At 72.8% G+C, this 19,373-nt stretch carries 18 protein-coding genes and 1 tRNA gene; 5 read left to right on the forward strand and 14 right to left on the reverse strand.

The window, feature by feature from the left end:
- Window positions 1-164: 164 nt before the first annotated feature.
- The 3 genes from ESZ52_RS14740 to ESZ52_RS14750 all read right to left on the reverse strand — a co-directional run bounded on the left by ESZ52_RS14740 (window position 165) and on the right by ESZ52_RS14750 (window position 2,920).
- A complete protein-coding gene (locus ESZ52_RS14740; protein ID WP_131105595.1) occupies window positions 165-1,223 on the reverse strand; it encodes a helix-turn-helix domain-containing protein in 1,059 nt (352 codons plus the stop codon).
- Between the two features lie 263 nt (window positions 1,224-1,486).
- Entirely contained in the window at window positions 1,487-2,053 is a 567-nt protein-coding gene (locus ESZ52_RS14745) for a DinB family protein (RefSeq protein WP_131105596.1), read from the reverse strand.
- A gap of 84 nt (window positions 2,054-2,137) precedes the next feature.
- Complete coding sequence (locus ESZ52_RS14750) at window positions 2,138-2,920, reverse strand: alpha/beta fold hydrolase (RefSeq protein ID WP_181010029.1); 783 nt, start codon at window positions 2,918-2,920, stop codon at window positions 2,138-2,140.
- Window positions 2,921-2,982: 62 nt separating this feature from the next.
- Between ESZ52_RS14750 and ESZ52_RS14755 the strand changes: the two genes are divergently transcribed.
- A complete protein-coding gene (locus tag ESZ52_RS14755) occupies window positions 2,983-3,969 on the forward strand; it encodes a helix-turn-helix transcriptional regulator (protein ID WP_131105597.1) in 987 nt (328 codons plus the stop codon).
- Between the two features lie 11 nt (window positions 3,970-3,980).
- On the opposite strand, the gene rocD is transcribed toward ESZ52_RS14755, so the two are convergent.
- From rocD to ESZ52_RS14770, 3 genes are all read right to left on the reverse strand, one after another.
- Window positions 3,981-5,252, reverse strand: a complete 1,272-nt coding sequence (rocD, locus tag ESZ52_RS14760) for an ornithine--oxo-acid transaminase (RefSeq protein WP_131105598.1) — start codon at window positions 5,250-5,252, stop codon at window positions 3,981-3,983.
- Window positions 5,253-5,363: 111 nt separating this feature from the next.
- Window positions 5,364-6,713 carry an MFS transporter gene (locus ESZ52_RS14765; RefSeq protein WP_131105599.1) on the reverse strand — a complete coding sequence of 450 codons (1,350 nt, stop codon included), beginning with the start codon at window positions 6,711-6,713 and terminating at the stop codon, window positions 5,364-5,366.
- A 40-nt stretch (window positions 6,714-6,753) separates the two neighbouring features.
- The gene (locus ESZ52_RS14770) at window positions 6,754-7,251 is read right to left on the reverse strand and encodes a YajQ family cyclic di-GMP-binding protein (RefSeq protein ID WP_131105600.1); all 498 of its coding nucleotides are present in this window, start codon (window positions 7,249-7,251) and stop codon (window positions 6,754-6,756) included.
- A 148-nt stretch (window positions 7,252-7,399) separates the two neighbouring features.
- Between ESZ52_RS14770 and ESZ52_RS14775 the strand changes: the two genes are divergently transcribed.
- The 4 genes from ESZ52_RS14775 to ESZ52_RS14790 all read left to right on the forward strand — a co-directional run bounded on the left by ESZ52_RS14775 (window position 7,400) and on the right by ESZ52_RS14790 (window position 10,318).
- Window positions 7,400-7,485: transfer RNA gene (locus ESZ52_RS14775), tRNA-Tyr, on the forward strand.
- Window positions 7,486-7,549: 64 nt separating this feature from the next.
- Window positions 7,550-8,080: a DUF421 domain-containing protein gene (locus tag ESZ52_RS14780; RefSeq protein ID WP_131105601.1), complete on the forward strand. Its 531-nt coding sequence runs from the start codon at window positions 7,550-7,552 to the stop codon at window positions 8,078-8,080.
- A gap of 128 nt (window positions 8,081-8,208) precedes the next feature.
- Window positions 8,209-8,751: an RNA polymerase sigma factor gene (locus ESZ52_RS14785; RefSeq protein WP_131105602.1), complete on the forward strand. Its 543-nt coding sequence runs from the start codon at window positions 8,209-8,211 to the stop codon at window positions 8,749-8,751.
- 73 nt (window positions 8,752-8,824) lie between these two features.
- On the forward strand, window positions 8,825-10,318 hold the full coding sequence (locus tag ESZ52_RS14790; RefSeq protein ID WP_131105603.1) for a hypothetical protein: 1,494 nt from the start codon (window positions 8,825-8,827) through the stop codon (window positions 10,316-10,318).
- 133 nt (window positions 10,319-10,451) lie between these two features.
- On the opposite strand, the gene htpX is transcribed toward ESZ52_RS14790, so the two are convergent.
- The 8 genes from htpX to nuoH form a co-directional block, all read right to left on the reverse strand.
- A complete protein-coding gene (gene htpX, locus ESZ52_RS14795) occupies window positions 10,452-11,321 on the reverse strand; it encodes a zinc metalloprotease HtpX (protein WP_131105604.1) in 870 nt (289 codons plus the stop codon).
- Between the two features lie 117 nt (window positions 11,322-11,438).
- Window positions 11,439-13,007, reverse strand: coding sequence for an NADH-quinone oxidoreductase subunit N (locus tag ESZ52_RS14800; RefSeq protein WP_131105605.1), 1,569 nt, complete (start codon window positions 13,005-13,007; stop codon window positions 11,439-11,441).
- Window positions 13,004-14,620: a complex I subunit 4 family protein gene (locus ESZ52_RS14805; protein WP_238154619.1), complete on the reverse strand. Its 1,617-nt coding sequence runs from the start codon at window positions 14,618-14,620 to the stop codon at window positions 13,004-13,006. The genes ESZ52_RS14800 and ESZ52_RS14805 overlap by 4 nt, the downstream gene beginning before the upstream one ends.
- Window positions 14,617-16,662 carry an NADH-quinone oxidoreductase subunit 5 family protein gene (locus ESZ52_RS14810; RefSeq protein WP_131105606.1) on the reverse strand — a complete coding sequence of 682 codons (2,046 nt, stop codon included), beginning with the start codon at window positions 16,660-16,662 and terminating at the stop codon, window positions 14,617-14,619. The genes ESZ52_RS14805 and ESZ52_RS14810 overlap by 4 nt, the downstream gene beginning before the upstream one ends.
- Window positions 16,659-16,982 (reverse strand): NADH-quinone oxidoreductase subunit NuoK, encoded by a 324-nt coding sequence (gene nuoK / locus ESZ52_RS14815; RefSeq protein ID WP_131105607.1) that lies wholly within the window; start codon window positions 16,980-16,982, stop codon window positions 16,659-16,661. The genes ESZ52_RS14810 and nuoK overlap by 4 nt, the downstream gene beginning before the upstream one ends.
- Window positions 16,979-17,485 (reverse strand): NADH-quinone oxidoreductase subunit J family protein, encoded by a 507-nt coding sequence (locus ESZ52_RS14820; RefSeq protein ID WP_131105608.1) that lies wholly within the window; start codon window positions 17,483-17,485, stop codon window positions 16,979-16,981. Before ESZ52_RS14820 ends, nuoK begins: the two co-directional genes overlap by 4 nt.
- Window positions 17,482-18,255, reverse strand: coding sequence for a 4Fe-4S binding protein (locus tag ESZ52_RS19785; RefSeq protein WP_238154620.1), 774 nt, complete (start codon window positions 18,253-18,255; stop codon window positions 17,482-17,484). The genes ESZ52_RS14820 and ESZ52_RS19785 overlap by 4 nt, the downstream gene beginning before the upstream one ends.
- Window positions 18,252-19,226 carry an NADH-quinone oxidoreductase subunit NuoH gene (nuoH, locus tag ESZ52_RS14830; protein ID WP_131105609.1) on the reverse strand — a complete coding sequence of 325 codons (975 nt, stop codon included), beginning with the start codon at window positions 19,224-19,226 and terminating at the stop codon, window positions 18,252-18,254. The genes ESZ52_RS19785 and nuoH overlap by 4 nt, the downstream gene beginning before the upstream one ends.
- Between the last annotated feature and the right edge of the window lie 147 nt (window positions 19,227-19,373).

Here is a 19,373-nt window from a genome sequence, read left to right on the forward strand (position 1 = left end):
CCGGGGCGCTCTGGGACGTCCGCGTCCGAGAGCATCGGTGTGCGGATGGGCATCACCCACCCTGCGCGAGGGTGTGATCTGAGTCACGGTGCAGATGGCGCGACCTGGGCCTGCTGGTGCGCACATCTGGCGCACCGGCCTGCTCCCGAGGTTCGGCCGGCGGGTCAGCCGAGGTCGCGCGAGCCGTACAGCCGACGCAGCACGAGCGCTAGGAACAGCCGGGTGCGCCCGTAGGGCTCGGTGAGCGGGAAGCCCAGGACCTGCTCGGCCCGCTCCACGCGTCGGGCGACCGTGTTGTGGTGCATGTGCACCGCCTGGGCAGCCTTGCGGAGCGAGTCCGTCGCCGCGACGGCCTCGAGGATGTCGAGCATCTCGGTGTCGCCGAGCTCACGACACAGCACGCCGAGGTGCTGCACGTCGGGCACCTGGAGGATGTCGTCCGGGTTGAGCCGGCTGGCCAGCAGGGCGTACCCGCCCAGGTGCTCGCTGCGGACCAGGACCGCCTCACGGGCGGCATACGGCCCGTGGTCGTGACGACTTGGGAGGGCGAACCGGAGGGCGAGCCGCGCCTCGCTCCAGGCAGTCGGTGCCTCCCGGGCCGGGCGTGTGGCGGAGATGGACGAGCGTAGACCGGTCGGGACGTCGAGACCCTCTAAGTCGACTTCGCCGTGGACCAAGCACAGATGAATGCCGTCCACCACCCCGTGGCGGACGAGGTCGGACCGCTCCCGCAGGCCCTCGCACACCCGGCCCGCGCACTTCTCATCACCGACCAGCAGGACCGCGGTGACGGGCGAGTCGGCGCGCAGGTGCAGGTAGCGCAGGGCCCGCTCCCGGCTCATCGGGTCCGCGCGCAGGTCCACGAGAGTGGCCAGCTGGCCGGCCACCGTGGTCACCGGCGGCGTACGGGAGGTGAGAGCCGCGCGGGCGACCAGCGCGAGGTGACGAAGGGTGCCGTCGCCGACCGGGCCGGACGGCGACTGGACCCAGGTCGCGGTGCCGTCGGGCAGGCGGTAGCTGGACGCGTCAGCCGGAGCCGGGGCGTGCCTGAGGCTCCCGTGCTCGCCCAGCGCCAGGCTGCGCCCGTCGGGGAGCAGCACCCCGACCCGGCCACCGAGCGCCGCTGAGGCGGCCGCCAGCACGTGCTCCAGGGGCGCCTCGGACTCGAGGAGGTCGTCGAGCAGCTCCCACAGCGGAGCCCCGTCCGTGGGGTCAGGTCTCACGGACCGAGGGGCTGTCAGGCCGGCTACGTTGCCCGGTGGCCACATGCGAGGCAGATTACTCACCGCGATGAGGGAGCACCAGGGTGGATGTCCAGCCTGAGGTCTGACCATGTTGCCGGTGGAGACCTCGGGCCATGGGCCTACAGGGCCGATCGGCAGAACACGCCACGGCATGTCCTGTCGGGCCCTTTGCCGTGTCCGGTCGGGCCCTTTGCCGTGTCCGGTCGGGCCCTTTGCCGTGTCCGGTCGGGAGGGGGCGGGGGTCAGCGCAGGCCGTGGGCCCAGAGGTCGCGGAGCAGGGCGACCTCGGCCAGGTGGTGGATGCACTCCCGGTTGATGTGCAGGACCAGGGTGATCATCGGTTCCTCGGCGAAGTCACCCTCCGCGGGGCCCACGGGTGCGGCGAGCGCCTCCGGGGTGAGGGCACGCACGCCGGCGGACCAGGCGGCATACGCCGCGTCCAGCTGGCGCAGCGCCTCCTGGGCGGTCCCGGCGTACTCCCAGCGCTCGTAGCTCATCTCCGGACCGCCGAAGTGGCTGGCTGCCCGGCCACCCAGCACCCCGACCACGACGTGCGCGAGCCGCCAGGCGATCGAGGTGAACGGCGCAGGGTCGGGCTCAGGGATGCCGTACTCGAGCACCCGCCGCCCCTCGCCCACGCGCCGGTTCACCGAGGAGGGCGAGTCCTGGTCGCGGTCACGGACGCTCCACGTGCCGGGAACCGGCTCCCACAGGTACTCCTCGTCGGTCAGCCCGTCCAGCCTCGGGCGGGCCAGCGCCTGCCAGTGCCATTCGAGCTGGTCGTGCAGCTGGGTCGTCAGGTCGGCCATGGGGGTCTCGCTCTCTCGGTCGGTCTCGGGTATGCCGAGCCGGATCAGTCGGGGTCAGTCGGGGTCAGTCGGAGTCAGGCGGGATCACACGGTGCCGGGCCGGCCCAGGGCGCGGTCGGCGATGATCTGGGCGAGGTCGGCGGGGCGGCTCCACATCGGCCAGTGGCCGGTGGGCAGGTCGACGACCTCGAGGCGGCGGTACTCCAGCAGCCCGGCCAGGAAGGGCATGCCCTGCTCGGCGTAGCTGCGGTAGTCGGCGCCGCTGTACGCGGTCGCGACGAGGGTCATCGGCACGTCCAGCCGCCGCTCGTCGGTGAGCCGCACCGCCTCGCGCAGGGCCGCACCCGGCTGCGGGACGGCCCGTTCCCTGAAGGTGGCCAGCTGGTCCTCGTCGAGGCCGGCCATCGACCCCTGCTCCAGCTCGTCGTCCCACTGCGCGTCCAGCGGGTGCTCCGTCCCGTCCGCCTCGGGGTCGAGCGCGAAGCCGTCGACCACCGGCGCCGTGTCGACCCACACCACGTGAGTGACCTGCTCGACGTGGCGGTCGAGGGCTGCCGTCACGGGAACGGCGGCGCCGCTGTGGGCGACCAGGACCGTGGACGCCTCCTCGGGCGCCGCGTCGATGGCGTCCTCGACCGCCCGGACGTGGTCCTCCAGGGTCACCGCGGCCCGCGATGCCGCGTCGCCGCTCGGGTCCAGGCCCGGAAGGGTGAGAGCGACCGGCTCCAGGCCGCGCTCGCGCAGGTGGGGCAGGACGTCGTCCCAGGCCCAGGCCCCGAGCCAGAAGCCGGGGACCAGCACGACGTGGGGCGGGGCGGAACGGGTGGGCCGAGAGGAGGTCCGGGATGGAGGTTGGCTGCTCTGCATACCCCGAGCATGTCCGGGCCCGCGGACAGTATCGGTCCGCGATCAGTGGCAAGGTGGGTCGCATGGCCGACACGACCGCACGGGTGCTACGGCTCCTGGGGCTGCTGCAGGGTCGGGCGATGTGGACAGGGCCGGAACTGGCCGAACGGCTGGGGGTCACCACGCGCAGCGTCCGGCGGGACGTCGAACGGCTGCGTGAGCTGGGCTACCCCGTGCGGGCCAGCGCCGGCATCGGCGGCGGGTACCAGCTCGGCGCCGGAGGAACGCTGCCGCCGCTGCTCCTGGACCCCGACGAGGCCGTCGCCGTGACCGTCAGCCTGCGGCTGGCCGCCGGCGGCTCGGTGACCGGCGTGGAGGAGTCCGCGCTGCGGGCGCTGGCCAAGCTGGACCAGGTCCTCCCCAGCCGCCTGCGCGGGGAGGTGGAGGCGCTCAACGAGGCGGTGGTGGCCGTGGAGGGCGTCAGCATGCCGGTGGACGCCCGCCTGCTCAGCACCGTCGCCCGCGCCTGCCGGGACAAGGTGCGGCTCGAGCTGACCTACAGCGCTCGGGACGAGGCCACCACGGCGCGACGGATCGAGCCCTACCGCGTCGTCGCGATGGGGCGACGCTGGTACCTGCTGGCCTACGACCTCGACCGGGATGACTGGCGCTCGTTCCGGCTGGACCGGGTGCATCCCGACTCCCTGCACGTGACGACCTTCCGGTTCACCCCCCGGCCGGCGCCCGACGCGGTGAGCTACGTCCGAGAGTCGGTGATCCGCTCCCCCTACCGGTATGTGGCCCGGCTCCGGCTGCACGCGCCGCTCGACGAGGTCGCCGCGCGCGTGCCGCAGAACGCGGGGACGCTCACCGACCTGGGCGACGACACCTGCGAGCTGGAGACCGGGGCGGAGACGCTGGACCACCTCATCGGCGAGGCGCTCTGGCTCGGTGTGCCCTTCGAGGTGCTCGAACCGCCTGAGCTGCGGGACCGGGTGCGCGAGCTGGCGGAGATCCTGGCCGAGGCTGCCGGGGACGGGGGGTCCGTCCCCGGCGACCAGGAGACCTAGAGTGCTCGAGCTCAGGCCTGCTGCGCCTCGGTGACCACCTCGGTGAGCGCGTCGGTCACGACCTTCAGCTCCTCGGCGGTGATGGTCAGCGGTGGCGCGAGGCGGATCGTGGAGCCGTGGGTGTCCTTGGCCAGGACCCCCTTCTTGGCCAGCTGCTTGCAGGCCTCCTTGCCGGTCATCAGCTCCGGGTCGATGTCGATGCCGGCCCAGAGCCCGCGGACCCGGACCTCGTCGACGCCGTTGCCGACCAGGGCCTGCAGCGCCTGCCGGAACTGGCCCTCCAGCTCTGCGGCGTGGCGCTGGTGCTCACCGGTGGCCAGCAGGTCGCAGACGGCCTTGCCGACGGCCGCGGCCAGCGGGTTGCCGCCGAAGGTCGAGCCGTGGGTGCCCGGGGTGATGACGTTCATCACCTCGGCGTCGGCCGCCACGGCCGACACCGGGACGATGCCGCCGCCGAGCGCCTTGCCCAGCGTGTACAGGTCGGCCTCGACGCCCTCGTACTGGCAGGCCAGAGTGGTCCCGACCCGACCCAGGCCGGCCTGGATCTCGTCGGCGATCATCAGCACCTGGCGCTCGGTGCACAGCTGGCGCAGCCCGGGCAGGAAGCCCTCCGGCGGGATCTTCACGCCCTGCTCGCCCTGGATCGGCTCCACGAGCACGGCCACGGTGTTCTCGGTGATCGCGGCCTCGATCGCGGCGAGGTCGCCGTAGGGCACGGAGGTGAAGCCCGGGGTGTAGGGGCCGTACTCGTCGTGCGCCTCCGGGTCGTCGGAGAAGGAGATGATCGTCGTCGTGCGGCCGTGGAAGTTGCCGTCCATGACGATGATGTGGGCCTGGCCGTCGGCGACACCCTTGACCTGGTAGCCCCACTTGCGGGCGATCTTCAGCGCGGTCTCCACGGCCTCCGCGCCGGTGTTCATCGGCAGGATCATGTCCTTGCCGACGAGCTCGGCGAGCGCGACGCAGAACGGGCCGAGCTGGTCGTTGTGGAAGGCGCGGCTGGTCAGCGTCGAACGGTCCAGCTGCTCCTTGGCGGCCTGCACCAGGGCGGGGTGCCGGTGACCGAAGTTGAGCGCCGAGTAGCCCGACAGCGCGTCGAGGTAGCGGTTGCCCTCGACGTCGGTGACCCAGATGCCCTCGGCCTGCTCGACCACCACCGGCAACGGGCTGTAGTTGTGGGCGGCGACCCGGTCCTCCAGGTCGATGTAGTCCTGGTTGGTGGAGAGGTTGGTCGAGAGGTCGGTCGAGAGGTCGGTCGCAACGTTCGTCGAGAGGTCGGTCATGCGCGTCATCCTAGGTGTGCGGGGGCGGGGCCCGGCCGGAGGTGATCGGACGCCACACCAGGCCGAGAAGTCATACATCCCTCAGTATAACTATGCATCCATTGCCCACGGTCAGTGCACGTCGAGCGCGTCGCCGGCCCGCTCGGGCAGCATGCGGTATGCGGCCACGGCGCCCACCACGAACGCGCCGCCGAAGAGCCCGAACAGGGCCGCACTGCCCCACGTCGCCAGGATCACCGGGACGCTGAGCGGGGCGATGATCGAGGCGATCCGGCCGAAGCCGGCCGCCGCGCCCGCACCAGCGCCGCGCACCGAGGTCGGGTAGATCTCCGGGGTGATGGCGTACAGCGCGCCCCAGGCGCCGAGGTTGAAGAAGCTCATCGCGCACCCGGCCACGATGATCTGCCACACCTGGTCCGAGAGCCCGAAGCCGACCGCGGCCAACGCCGAGCCCAGTAGGAAGGTGGCCAGGGTCGCCCGCCTGCCCCAGACCTCCACCAGGACGGCGGCCACGGCATACCCGGGCAGCTGGGCGAGGGTGATGACCAGCGTGTAGCCGAAGGAGCGGACCAGGTCGAAGCCCTGGTCGTAGAGCAGCGTCGGCAGCCAGATGAACGCCCCGTAGTAGGAGAAGTTCACGCAGAACCAGACCAGCCAGATGCCGGCCGTGCGCACCCGGTAGGTGGAGGACCACAGCACACGGGGCGGCGTCGTCGTGCGGGGCGGGGTGGGTGGCAGCGGCCGGCTCGGTGGGGAGGCCACGCCGGCGGACTCCTCGAAGGAGCGCACCACGGCCTCGGCCTGCTTGACCTTGCCGCGGCGCTCGAGGAACAGCGGCGACTCGGGCATCCCCCAGCGGATGACCGCGGCGTAGAGCGCCGGCACCATCCCCAGCGCGAACGCCCAGCGCCACCCGTCGTCCGACAGGGGCACCACGAAGTAGCCGATGAGGGCGGCCAGGATCCAGCCCAGGGCCCAGAACGACTCCAGCACGACGACCAGACGGCCACGGATCCGGGTCGGCGCGAGCTCGCTCACCAGGGTCGAGGCCACCGGCAGCTCGGCCCCCAGCCCCAGCCCGACGACGAACCGGAGCAGGAGCAGCACGGCCAGGCCGGTGACCAGGGCCGAGGCGCCGGTCGCCAGCCCGTAGATGACCAGCGTGGCGGCGAAGACCGTCCGCCGGCCGTAGCGGTCGGCGAGCAGCCCACCGACGGTCGCCCCCAGGGCCATCCCGACGAAGCCGATGGTCAGCAGCCAGGACTGCTCGGTGCGGCTCAGGTCCCACTGGGTGGCGATGGCCAGCCCGACGAAGGAGATGAGCCCGACGTCCATCGCGTCCAGCGCCCAGCCGGCGCCCGAGCCGAGCAGCACCCGGGTGTGTCTGCGGGTGTAGGGCAGTCCGCCCATCCGTTCCGCACGGGTGGGCCGCAGGTCTGCCGCGGACGCGTCGCTCGTCATGGGCAGCGATGGTATGCCGGGGCCCGGCACACCCCGCAGGTCAGCGGTAGTTGGTGAACTGGATCGCGAAGTCCAGCTCCTTGGACTTCAGCAGCCGCTGGACCTCCTGCAGGTCGTCCCGCGACTTGGAGGTGACCCGCAGCTCCTCGCCCTGGATCTGGGCCTTGACGCCCTTGGGACCCTCCTCCCGGATGATCTTGGAGACCTTCTTGGCGTTCTCGGTCGAGATGCCCTCGGTCAGGGCGGCCTCCAGCCGGTACTCCTTGCCGGAGGCCCGCGGCTCGCCGTCGTTGCTGTAGTCGAGGTGCTTGAGCGAGACCCCCCGCTTGACCAGCTTGGTCTGCAGGACGTCGAGGACGGCCTTGCACCGCTCCTCACTGTTGGCGGTCATCTTGATCGTCTCCCCCGCCAGCTCGACGCTCGCGCCGACGTTCTTGAAGTCGTAGCGCTGGGAGATCTCCTTGGCGGCCTGGTTGACGGCGTTGGCGACCTCCTGGTGGTCGACCTTGCTGACGATGTCGAAGGACGAGTCGGCCATGGTTGTGCCTCCTGCTCTGCGGTGGGGTATGCGGTCTGTGTGCGGTGCTGGGCGCGGTGCTGAGTGCAGCTCGACTGCGGTGGTGCGCGGTTCGGCTGCGGTGGTCCTGCCTGTTATCCTGTCATCCGCGCCCCGCCAGGGACGCACTGGCAGGTTGTCCGAGCGGCCAATGGAAGCGGACTGTAAATCCGTCGGCGTATGCCTACGCAGGTTCGAATCCTGCACCTGCCACCAGCACCGCTCGAGGGGCACCAGGGTCAGACCCCGGTGCCCCTCTTTGCTCATCGAGGAGGAACCGATGGACTGGGGCAGCGTCTTTCTCCCGACCATGCCGGTGGTCGAGCTGGTCGTGCGTGGCACGGTGACCTTCCTGGCCCTCCTCCTGCTGCTGCGGCTCATGGGGCAGCGCGAGTCCGGAGGGCTGAGCCTGGTCGACCTGCTGGTCGTGGTGCTCGCGGCCTACGCCGCCAGCGCCGGGCTGCTCGGTGACTCCGAGAGCATCGGTGACGGCCTGATCCTGGTGCTCACCATCCTGGTATGGAGCGCGGCGCTCGACGCGGTCGCCTACCGCTGGCCGCCCCTGGGCAGGTTGCTCAAGGCCCGCCCGAAGGCCCTGATCCGGGACGGGGAGCTCAACCGCAGGGTCATGCGTCGCGAGCTGATGAACCACGACGAGGTCCTCTCCCAGCTGCGGCTCCACGGCATCACCGACCCGGGCGACGTGTACCGCGCCTACGTCGAGCCCAACGGCATGATCAGCGTCATCGCCAGGCCCGGGGCCGCGGACGACGAGGAGATCGACGGCCCTCCCCGGCCCACGATCGCCTGAGGCACCTGCCGCGGCCGGCGCTGCGCACGGACCACACGGCGTGGCCCGTGCAACACCGGCACCCGTCCGGACATAGTGCCGGTGTGACGTCGCGCAGGACGTCACCTTCGCCGATGGAAGGAAGAGCGATGGCGCTTCGCACGGCCGGGGACGACCCCGGGACGGTGGCGGACCCGGAACCCCGGGACGCCACCTGGTTCGACGGGTTCTTCGCCCTGCACGCGACAGCGATCCACCGCTACTTCGTCCGGCGGGCCGACCGGGTCGACGTCGAGGACCTCTCCGCGGAGGTGTTCGCGACGGCCTGGCGCCGGCGGGACAAGATCCCGGCCGGCTTCGAGCTGCCCTGGTTGTACCGGACTGCGTCGTACGTGCTCGCCAACCACCGCCGCAAGCCCACCCTCACCCTGCTCTCGGACTACGGGAGCGAGGAGGGCGGGCAACCTGCTCGCAGCGTCGACCCGGCCGACCTGGTGATGGCCGACGACGAGGTGCGGCGGGCGCTGGGCCGGCTGAGCGCCAGGGACCGCACGGTGCTCATGCTGCACGCCTGGGAGGGCCTGGACGGTGAGGGTATGGCGCACGCACTGGGGTTGACCCGGGGAGGCGCGGCGGCCGCGCTGTCCCGAGCCCGGGCCCGCCTTCGTGAGGCCTGGGCGGAGGACCATTGAGCCCCCCAGCCCAGACCTCGGCCCCGAACCAGCCTGAACGACACGACTCGCATCCGCTCCAAGGAGAGAGATCATGACCGAGCACGACGAAGCGATGGACCGCCTGCGCATCAGCGACCCCGCCAAGGGGTCCCACCCCGACCTGCACTCCCTGCGGGCCCTCGTGGCCCAGAAGGCGCCGGCGAGCCAGGGGTCGGACGAGGTCACCCGGCTCCACCACGATCCGCTGCGGGCACCCCGTGCCGTGGGGCCGTGGATCGCTGCGGCCGCGGTGGCGGCGATCGGCATGGGTGGAGGCGGCTACGCGCTGGGGGCGCAGCAGGCCGAGCCGACGACCCAGGTGGCCGTCGGCCCGGCGTCCTCCGGGCAGGAGGGTGCCGACTCAGGGCGGGACGGTGCTGGGGACGGTGCCGAGGACAAGGTTGGCGACGTGCCCGTGGACGTGGACCCGCCGGAGGGCGAGGCGGCGGACGGGGCCGGGGCGGACGGCGAGCCCGGACTGATCCCCGGGGGGGCGGACATGGCCATGGGCGGGGAGGACGCCATGGCCGAGGAGTACACCGACGACATGGGGATGGCCTACGACCCGGGACCGGTGCGTCTGGTCCCCGGCGAGGGACTGCCCACGGGACCCGGCACCGGGGAGGTACGGGCGTTGACCAGCGACCAGGACCCACAGGAGCTCGTCGACCGGCTCGTCGACGCGCTAGGGATGGACCCCCGACCGATACCCGAGGACGACGAGTGGAACCCCTACGCCCACGGCGCCGTCGATCCCGGATCCGGAGAGGTGGTCCAGGCCGGCGTGGACGGCGGTCCGCTAAGCTTCCACTACGAGTCGATGTTCATCGGCGAATGGTGCAGCTCGATGTTCGAGGGGCTGGAGGAGCAGGACCTGGAGATCATCCGGGAGGACTGGGCCAGGTCCTACGGCCCTGACATGCCGCTCCCCGGCCCCGAGAGCTGCCGTACCCCCGAGGGCCCCGCACCGTCCGAGGAGGAGGCCAAGTCCATCGCCGCCGAGTTCTTCGCGACGGCGGGCATCGACACCACCGGATACACCGTCGAGGTGTACGCCGACGACACCCAGAGCAGCGTCAACCTGGAGTACTGGCCCGAGGGCATGGAGTACGGCCAGCTCAACCTCAGCGCGGTCGTCGGCCCGGAGGGCGTGACCAGCGCCTACGGCAACGTCGGCGAGTTCACCTCGCTGGGGGACTACCCGGTGATCACCGCGGCCGAGGCCGTGGAGCGGTTCGGCACCCGAGAGTGGGGCATGGACCACTACGTCAGCATCTCGGAGGACTACGCCCCGTATCTGGAGGGTGAGACGAGCATGCCGGTGTATGACGTGCCCGAGCCGGTCACGCTGGCGCCCGGCGACCGGATCCCCGTCCTGATGAAGGACAAGACGGTCACGGGGGCCGAGCTGGTGCAGGGCTCGCTGCACACCCACACCGGCGGGACGATCGAGGTCCCGGTGTGGAAGCTACTGACCGCCGACGGGATGCACTATTCGGTCCTCGCCCTCGCGGAGGAGGCGTTGGACTACCAGTCCTGGGAGTGAGGCACGGCTCCTCCCTTGCTGGGCCGGCCGACGGGCTGGGCCCAGACCACCGCCCCGGGCAGCTGCCCGGGGCGGTGGTGTGTCCGGTGCAGGCCGGCGGGAGGGCACCGACGGGGCGGCAGGTCTTCCAGACTCAGTAGCGGGTGATCCCGGGCTGCTGCCCGTTGGCCATCGCCTCCAGCCTGGCGATCCGCTGGTCCATCGGGGGGTGGGTGGCGAACATCTTGCCGACGTCGCGGGCACGGAAGGGGTTGGCGATCATCATGTGCGCCGCGCTCTGCACGCGGGGCTCGGGCGCGAGCGGCGCACGCTGGGTGCCGGCCTCCAGCTTGCGCAGCGCGGATGCCAGGGCCAGCGGGTCACCGGTGAGCTCGGCCCCGGACTGGTCCGCGTCGTACTCGCGCGTCCGGCTGATGGCCAGCTGGATGACGCTGGCAGCCAGGGGCGCGAGCAGCGCCATGGCCAGCAGCAGGATCGGGTTTCCTTGACGCTGGCGGCCGCCGAAGATCAGCGCCATCTGCGCCACGGAGGTGATGATGCCGGCGATACCGGCGGCGATCGAGCCGGTGAGGATGTCGCGGTTGTAGACGTGCATCAGCTCGTGGCCGAGCACGCCGCGCAGCTCACGCTCGTCCAGCAGGTGCAGGATCCCCTCGGTGCAGCACACGGCGGCGTTCTCCGGGTTGCGGCCGGTGGCGAAGGCGTTCGGCGCTGCCGTCGGGCTGACGTAGAGCCTGGGCATGGGCTGGCCGGCCTGGGCTGAGAGCTCCTCGACGATCTTGTACATCGTCGGCTGCTGCTCTGGCGTGACCGGCTGGGCCCGCATCGCCCGGATCGCGAGCTTGTCGGAGTTCCAGTAGGTGTAGGCGGTCGAGGCCACGCCGAACAGCGCGAACAGCCACAGGAAGCGACCGCCCTCGATGACGGCTCCGAGACCCAGGAAGAGGGCCCAGATGGCGCCGAAGAGCAGGGCGGTCTTCAGTCCGTTCCGGTGGGTGCGCATGCTTCGACAACGCGGGCGGGACGTCCTGGTGTTCCCAGGTCAGGACGTCGGTGGCCGCACTGCTGCCAGGTCGAGCGCCGGGTCGAGCCTCGGGTCGACTGTCGGGTGGGTGCCGGGTCAGACGATGCCGACGGGCAGGACGCTGCCGGCGACGAGGACAGCCGTGAGGACGCCCACCAGCACCCAGACCCGGGCCGGGGTAGGCGTCGCACCCTTGGGGTCGTGGGCCTCGCGGTCGTCCGCCTCACGGTCGCCGGGCTCGTGGTCGCCGGGATCGTGGTCGTCGCGAAGCGGCGCGGCCCCGACGGCTGCGCGTGCCGGGCCGACAAGCACGGCCAGCCACCGGACGTAGACCGCCACCCCGAGGGCGATGTTGAGCGCCGCCACGACGGCCAGCCACCAGGTCCCGTCGCCCAGCACGGGGCGCAGGGCCACGATCTTGGCGACGACCCCGATGACGGCAGGCGGCAGGCCGGCGAGCGCCAGCAGGGCCAGGGCCAGGGGCAGCGCCAGGAGCGGTCGGGTCCGCAGCAGCCCCCGGTGCGCAGCGAGCGCTGTGGCCGGTGGACGTCCGGCCCGGTCCTCGGCGGGCGTGGCCGCCGCGACCGCGATGACGACGACGAACGCGAGCAGGGTCGCGATGACATAGACCACCAGGTAGGACGTGGCCGCGTGGGCGGCGCGGGAGGACAGCGAGGCCAGCGGCAGCAGGACCCAGCCCGCCTGGGCGACCGTGGACCAGGCCAGCAGCCGGACGGTGTCGGTCTGCGTGAGGGCGACCAGGTTGCCCAGGGTCATCGAGGCGGCCGCGAGGACGGCGATGGCGACCAGGGTGGTGTCGTCGACCACCCCGAGCGCCTGCACGACGACGATGAGGCCCCCGAGGGAGGCCACCTTGGACACGGTGGCCAGGTAGGCCGTCACGGGCAGCGGCGCTGCGGCGTAGGTGATGGGCGTCCAGGAGTGGAAGGGGACGGCCGAGACCTTGAACGCCAGCCCGGCCACGAGGAAGACCGCGGCGAGGACCAGCAGCGCGGGCTCCACCGTGGTGGGGCCCCCGAGCAGCGCCGTCCCGGTCGCGGCCACCCAGAGGCCGGCGCCGAGGGCGAGCAGCGCGAAGGACACCAGGGACGTGGTGAGGAGTGACACCGCGCCCTCCACGGCCCGGGCCCGCCGCTCGGGAGCCCACGTGGTGCGCACCAGGGCGACCAGCGCCACCGTGGGCAGGGTGGCCAGCTCGAGCGCGACCAGCAGGGTGCCCAGGTCACCTGCGGCCGGGACCGCGACGACGCCACCGGTCGCGCCCAGGGCGAGCGCGGCGACCACCGGCGTCCTGCCCGTCACCTCCCCGCCTCCGTCCGGGCCGGTCGCGGTCCAGTCGCGCCAGGCGAGGACCACGACGACGAGCGCGGCCAGCAGCGCGGTGAGCTGGAGGACCGAGACGAGCCGGGACGCGGCATACAGGCACTGGCCGGAGGGGAGGCAGAACGCGCCGCGGGCGTCGCCGGCGGCGAGCCCCAGGCCGGGGAGGGTGGCCACGGCACCCGCGGCCAGGCCGGCAGCGGCCACGGCCAGGTGCGGCTCGCGCCGGTGCGGCACGGCGACGTCCAGGAGCAGCACGACGACCGCGGCCAGCAGCGGGGCCAGGACGGGAAGGGTGGCCGCCAGGTGCAGCTCGAGGCTCATCGGGCCAGGACCTCTGCGACGTAGGGCGCGGTCACCGCGAGCAGGGCGGTCGGCAGGACCCCCACTGCCACCACCAGCACCCCGAGCAGGCCCATGGCCCACCGTTCGGTCACGATCGCGTCGGGGACGCGGGGCTCGAGCCGGTCACCGGTCCAGACCTCGCGCAGGACCCGGACGCTGTAGGCGACGGCCAGGACGGCGCCCAGCGCACCGATGACGGTGAAGGTCCGGAACCAGCCCTCCGGGCGGTCGGCCGCAGGCGCCCAGGAGGCGTAGAGCGCACCGATCTCCCCCCAGAACCCGGCGAGGCCGGGCAGGCCCATGCCGGCGGCGAGCCCGAGCGCGAGGCCGACACCCAGCCGGGGGGCCACCTCGCGCACCGCGGCCCGCGCGACCGCCAGGTCCGCGCTGCCCCACCGGTGCTTCAGGCCGCCGACGACCACGAAGAGCAGCGCGGAGACCAGCCCGTGCGCGACGTTGCCGAAGAGCGCCGCCTGCAGCCCGGTCTGGGTGCCGGTGGCCAGCGCCAGCACGACGAAGCCGAGGTGGGCCACCGAGGCCCAGGCGATGAGCCGCTTCAGGTCGCGCTCCACCAGGCACGCCAGCCCGGCCCACACGATGCCCACCACGGCCAGCCCGCCCAGCAGGGGGGCCCAGAAGGCGAAACCGGTCGGGACCACCGGCACGACGAACCGCGCGATGCCGTAGGTGCCGAGCTTGAGCAGCACCGCCGCGAGCAGCACCGACCCGGCCGTCGGCGCGGTGGCGTGCACCCAGGGCAGCCAGGTATGCAGCGGGAACACCGGGATCTTCAGGGCGAGCCCGGTCAGGAGCAGGGCCGCGACGACGATCTGGGTGCTGCGGTCCAGGGCACCCGGCCCGTGCTGCGCCCACAGGGCCAGGTCGGTGGTGCCGGTGGCGGTCGCCAGGGCGAGCAGGCCGGTGAGCATGAGCGAGGAGCCCACGACGGTGATCACCAGGAACCGCTGGGCGGCACCGCGGGGGTCGCTGGCGGGGTCGCCGTAGCGGCCGATCAGCAGCCACATCGGGATCAGGACCAGCTCGAAGCCGATGAAGAACAGCAGGGCGTCCCCGGCGAGGAAGGCCAGGAGGGAGCCGAGGAGGATGAGCAGCAGGCAGGCGTGGTAGCCCGCCAGGCCGGGGACGTCGGTCCCCCGGACCACAGGGATGGGCGAGGTGGGGGTGGTGCCCTCCAGGGCCGGGTCCGTCGGTCGGGGCGGCGGGGGCACGTGCAGGTGCAGGCTGGTGGCGACGACGCCGACCACGGCGGTGAGCAGGACCAGCGGCACGGACAGCCCGTCGGCCCGCAGGGTGAACCACACACCGAGGCTCTCGATCCAGGGCTGGGCGACCACCGGGCGGTGCAGGGCCGTGCCGAGCACGCCCGCCGCCGACAGCACGGCCGCCAGCATCGAGACCACATGCACCACGCGTCGTCCGGGCGGGGTGGGCCAGCGGCCCGCCGTGAGCAGGGTCACCGCCGCCAGCAGCAGCGGCCCCAGGGCCAGCAGCAGCCACCCGGTGCCCAGGTCCGGGACGAGCTCGCTGAGCTCGTCGCGGACCGCGACCAGAGCCTCGCTGACGCCGCTCACGTGGTGAGCACCCCGATCGCGGCCAGCACGAGGACACCGGCCAGCACGAGCGCCATGCTCGGGGTGGCTCGCCGCGGGCTGGCCAGGTCACCGGCCCGGCCCAGCAGTCGCGGCGCGGCGCCCAGGCCCCGGACCCAGGAGTCCAGCACCTCCCGGTCGAACCAGGTCACCGCCCGGGCCAGCGCCAGCACGGGGGCGCCGACCAGGAGCCGGTAGGCGTAGTCGGCGCCGAGCCCCCGCTCGGCCGCCAGGCTCATCCCCGCCGGGATCCGCGCCGCCGCGTCGCGGGTGCGGACGCCGCGCGCGGCCAGCCGCACCAGCAGCGCGCTGACCAGCATGAGCAGCAGGGTCGCGGCCATCAGCCGCAGGTCGAGGTGCAGCTCGGACCGCCAGACCGGCAGCAGCAGGACGGCCCCGCTGAGCACGGTCATCACCATCAGCAGCGAGGTGCCCAGCCGGGCGGTCGAGCTGATCGCGGCCTCGGCCCGCTCCAGCCCCTCGGCCTCCTGCACCACCTGTGGCTCGTCGAAGAAGTCGTCGATCCGCTCCACGTCCCCCATCTCGTAGGCCTCGGCGAGGCGCTGCTCCAGGGTGGGCCGGCTGAGCACCAGCCAGGCCCGCATGCAGTAGGCGGCGGTCAATGGGGCAGAGGCGCCGACGGCGCCGAGGACGAGGATCGAGGCCAGTCCCCCGCCGGCGGAGGCCGCCGCCTCGGCGGTGCCGAGGATGAGCTCCTTGGCGACGAAGCCGACGAACGGCGGCACCCCGGCGAGCGCCAGCAGGCCCCAGCCGAAGCGGCGCCGCAGCACGCGGTAGCGGCGGGTGCCCGACGCCACCACGGCCATCGCGGTCCCGCCGACCAGCACCCCGAGCCAGCCGGTCGCCAGGAAGAGCAGGGCCTTGAACCAGGCGTGCCCGACGAGGTGCTGCAGCGCCGCGTCCGGCCCGGTCTGCGGGGTCGCCGCGGCCAGCACGGCCAGCATCAGCGCGACCTGGCTGACGGTGGACCAGGCGAGCAGTCGCTTGAGGTCTCCCTGGGCGAAGGCGAGCACGGCGGCGCCCAGCATGGTGAAGCTGGCCAGCACCGCCAGCAGCAGCCGGGCGGGGCCCGTCACGGCCAGCAGCGGGAAGAGCTGGGTCAGCACCACGGTGCCGGCGGCGACCATGGTGGCGGCATGGATGAGTGCGGAGGCCGGCGTGGGGCCCTCCATCGCGTCCGGCAGCCAGTCCTGGAAGGGGAAGAGCGCCGACTTGCCGGCCACGCCGAGGACGACCAGCACCATCGCGGCCGTCAGCGTCGGCCCCGGGCCGTCCACGGCCACCTGGGACCAGTGCGCGACGACCTCCCGCAGGGCGGTGGTCCCGGCACCCGCCGCGAGGATCACCAGACCCACGATGAAGGCGGCGTCGGCCGTGCGGGTGACGATGAGGGCCTTGGCCGCGGCCCGCCTGGCCCCGGCCTTGGTGGAGTGGTGGCCGATGAGCAGGAACGAGCACCAGCCCATCACCTCCCAGCCCACCAGCGTGAGCAGCACGTCGTCGGAGAGCACCGTGAGCAGCATCGCCCCGGTGAACAGCGAGACGGTAGCGGCGAAGGTGCGGTAGCGGGGGTCGTACCAGAGGTACCACCGGGCATACCCCTGGATGACGAGCGCGACCACGGCCACCGTGGCGCTGACCAGGGCCAGGGGCCAGCCGACGACGAGCTGCAGAGGTGCCTGCAGCTCGCCGAGGCTGAGCGGCCCGATCGTCCCTGCCGTGCGCTGGCTGTCCTCGATCCGTGCCAGCGTGTACAGCTGCCACAGGGACACCGCCGCCGTCGCCAGCGCCCCACCGACCGCGATCCAGGCACCCAGCCGGTTGGACCGGCCGGCGAGGGTGACGCCGGCCAGCGCGGCCAGCAGGGGGATGAGCACCAGCCACTGCGACGGGCTGCCCCACAGGTCCGGCACCGGCAGGGAGGGGACGTCGAACGAGGGCAGCTGGAGGTCGTCCCAGGAGAGGGCGGGCAGAGGGGTGGACAGAGCGGCGGCAAGGCTCATCGCGGCTCCACCTCGCTCCGCGGCTCGAGGGGGGTATGCAGGTCCACGTGCCCGCGGGCGCGGAAGAGGGCCAGCAGGATCGCCAGCGCCACGACGACCTCGGCCGCCGCGATGGTGATGAGGAACAGGGTGAGCACCTGGGCCGAGGCGTCGGTGGCCACGCCGGTCTGGCCGACGGTGACCAGCAGCAGGCCGGCGGCGCCGAGCAGCAGCTCGACACCGATCAGCATGAGGACGGCGTGCCGGCGGGCCAGCACGCCGTAGGCACCGAGCCCGGCGAGGACCGCCACGAGGAGGTAGGGCAGGGCCGGACGGATCACGTCTCGTCCTCCCCGCCGACCGGAGCGCGGGCCACGGCGACGGCGGCGACCAGCGCGAGGAGCAGGAGCGCCGAGAGCAGCTCGAAGGGCCAGACGTGGGTGCCGAAGATCGCGGTGGCCACCTCGGTGCCATCGGGTCCGGTGAGCTCCACCTGCCCCCAGCCGAAGGCGGTCAGCAGGGCTCCGCCGAGGACGACGGTCGTCCCGGCACCGACGAGGCCGGCGGCGACCCGGTGCGGGGCGGCGGCCACCGCGGGCACCTTGCCCTGCCGGGTGAGCATGAGGACGAACAGGATCAGCACGACCACGGCCCCGACGTAGACGAGCAGCTGCACCAGGGCCACCAGCTCGGCGCCCAGCACGAGGTAGCAGCCGGCGATCCCGCCAAGCGCCACCACGAGCCACAGCGCCGCGTGCAGCACCTGCCGGGAGATGACCGCGAGCAGGCCGGCGCCCGCGGTGAGCAGTCCGACGGCCACGAAGAGCACGTCCAGACCACTCACGGGCGCTGCTCCCCGGGCTCCTCGGTCGTCCCCGTCCCGCCCGGTGCCGCCTCCTCGGACTCGGTCTGGGTCCCGGTGCCGGTCCTCAGCTCAGCAGCCTTCGTCTCCGCTGCCACCGCCGAGTCCCCCGGCACCCGGGCGGCGGCCCGCCTCTCCACCTCACCGTCGGGCAGCTGCGCCGCCCCCGCGGCGGTCGGGGGGGACTCGGGGGGCGGAGCCCCCCGAGTGACGGCAGCGGTCGGGGGGGACTCGGGGGGCGGAGCCCCCCGAGTGACGGCAGCGGTCGGGGGGGACTCGGGGGGCGGAGCCCCCCGAGTGACGGCATACCCCTCGGGCCAGGCCGACTCCGGCACCCGCCGCATCCAGGTGCCCAGCCGCTCCTTGTCGTGCAGGAGGTTGCGGATGTCGCCCTCGGCGTAGGCGAAGTCGGGCGCCCAGAAGAGGGCGTCGAAGGGGCAGACTTCGATGCAGATCCCGCAGTACATGCACAGCGAGTAGTCGATCTCGAAGCGGTCCAGGACGTTCTTCTGCCGGGCTCGGCCACCCTCCTTCTCCGGCGGGACCTCCTCCTTGTGCGAGTCGATGTAGATGCACCAGTCCGGGCACTCGCGGGCGCAGAGCATGCAGGAGGTGCAGTTGTCCTCGAGCAGGGCGATAACGCCGCGGGAGCGCTCGGGCAGCTCCGGCTCCACGTGGGGGTACTGCGCCGTGTGCGGGCGGCGGGTCAGGGTACGCAGGGTCGTGCGCAGTCCGCGCAGCAGGCCTTTCATCCGAGCACCACCACCCCGACGCCGGTGACCGCCAGCTGGGCCAGGGCCAGCGGCAGCAGCACCAGCCAGGCCAGCCGCTGCAGCTGGTCCTCCCGTACCCGCGGCCAGGCCACCCGCAGCCAGAGGATGAACGCCCCGACCACGGTGGCCTTGAGCAGCGTCCAGAGGGCGCCGACGCCGCCGATGTCGGCGAACGGGCCGCGCCACCCGCCGAGGAAGAGCACGGTGAACAGCAGGGACATCACCACGATCCCGGCATACTCGGCCAGCAGGAAGAAGGCGAAACGCAGGCCGGTGTACTCGGTGAGCGGACCGAAGACGATCTCTGAGTCGGCGATCGGCGCGTCGAAGGGGGTGCGCTGCAGCTCGGCGACCGTGGCGGTGAGGAAGACGACGGCTGCAGGCGCCTGCCACAGCAGCCACCACCAGGACCACTCCTGGACGATCCCGGTCAGGGAGAGGGTGCCGGCCGCCATCGCGACCGAGGCGGCGGCCAGCAGGAGCGGGATCTCGTAGGAGACCAGCTGGGCACCGGCCCGCAGGCCGCCCAGCAGCGAGTACTTGTTGCCCGAGCCCCAGCCGGCCATGAGCGTGCCGATGACGCCCACGCTGGTCACCGCCAGCACGAGCAGGAGGCTGGCGGGGACGTCAGCAGCCACCCAGGCCGCGCTCCACGGGATGACGGCCAGGGCGACCAGGTAGGGGATGAGGGCGACGGCGGGGGCCAGCCGGAAGACCGGCCGGTCGGCGGCCGCCGGCGTCACGTCCTCCTTCTGGGCGAACTTGATGCCGTCCGCGACCAGCTGCAGCATCCCGTGCGGCCCGGCCTCCATCGGGCCGAGGCGGCCCTGCATGTGCCCCATCAGCTTGTGCTCCAGCTGACCCAGCGCCAGGGGCAGGGTGAGGAAGGCCGCCACCACGACGACGGCCTTCAGCGCGACCTCGAGGGCCACCGGGAGTTCAGCGAGCATCGCCGCCACCCTAACGACAACTGGCTACCCGCGTCTGGCGGCGCTCCGTGGGGCGTGAGGGCAGGGACGAGGACGAGCGGTGAGGAACGACGGCCAGCAAGGACGGAAAAGGAAGGGCGAGGCAAACGGGCCGGACCAGAAACGGGC

The sequence above is a fragment of the Ornithinimicrobium sufpigmenti genome (genome assembly GCF_004322775.1).
Taxonomy (GTDB): domain Bacteria; phylum Actinomycetota; class Actinomycetes; order Actinomycetales; family Dermatophilaceae; genus Ornithinicoccus; species Ornithinicoccus sufpigmenti.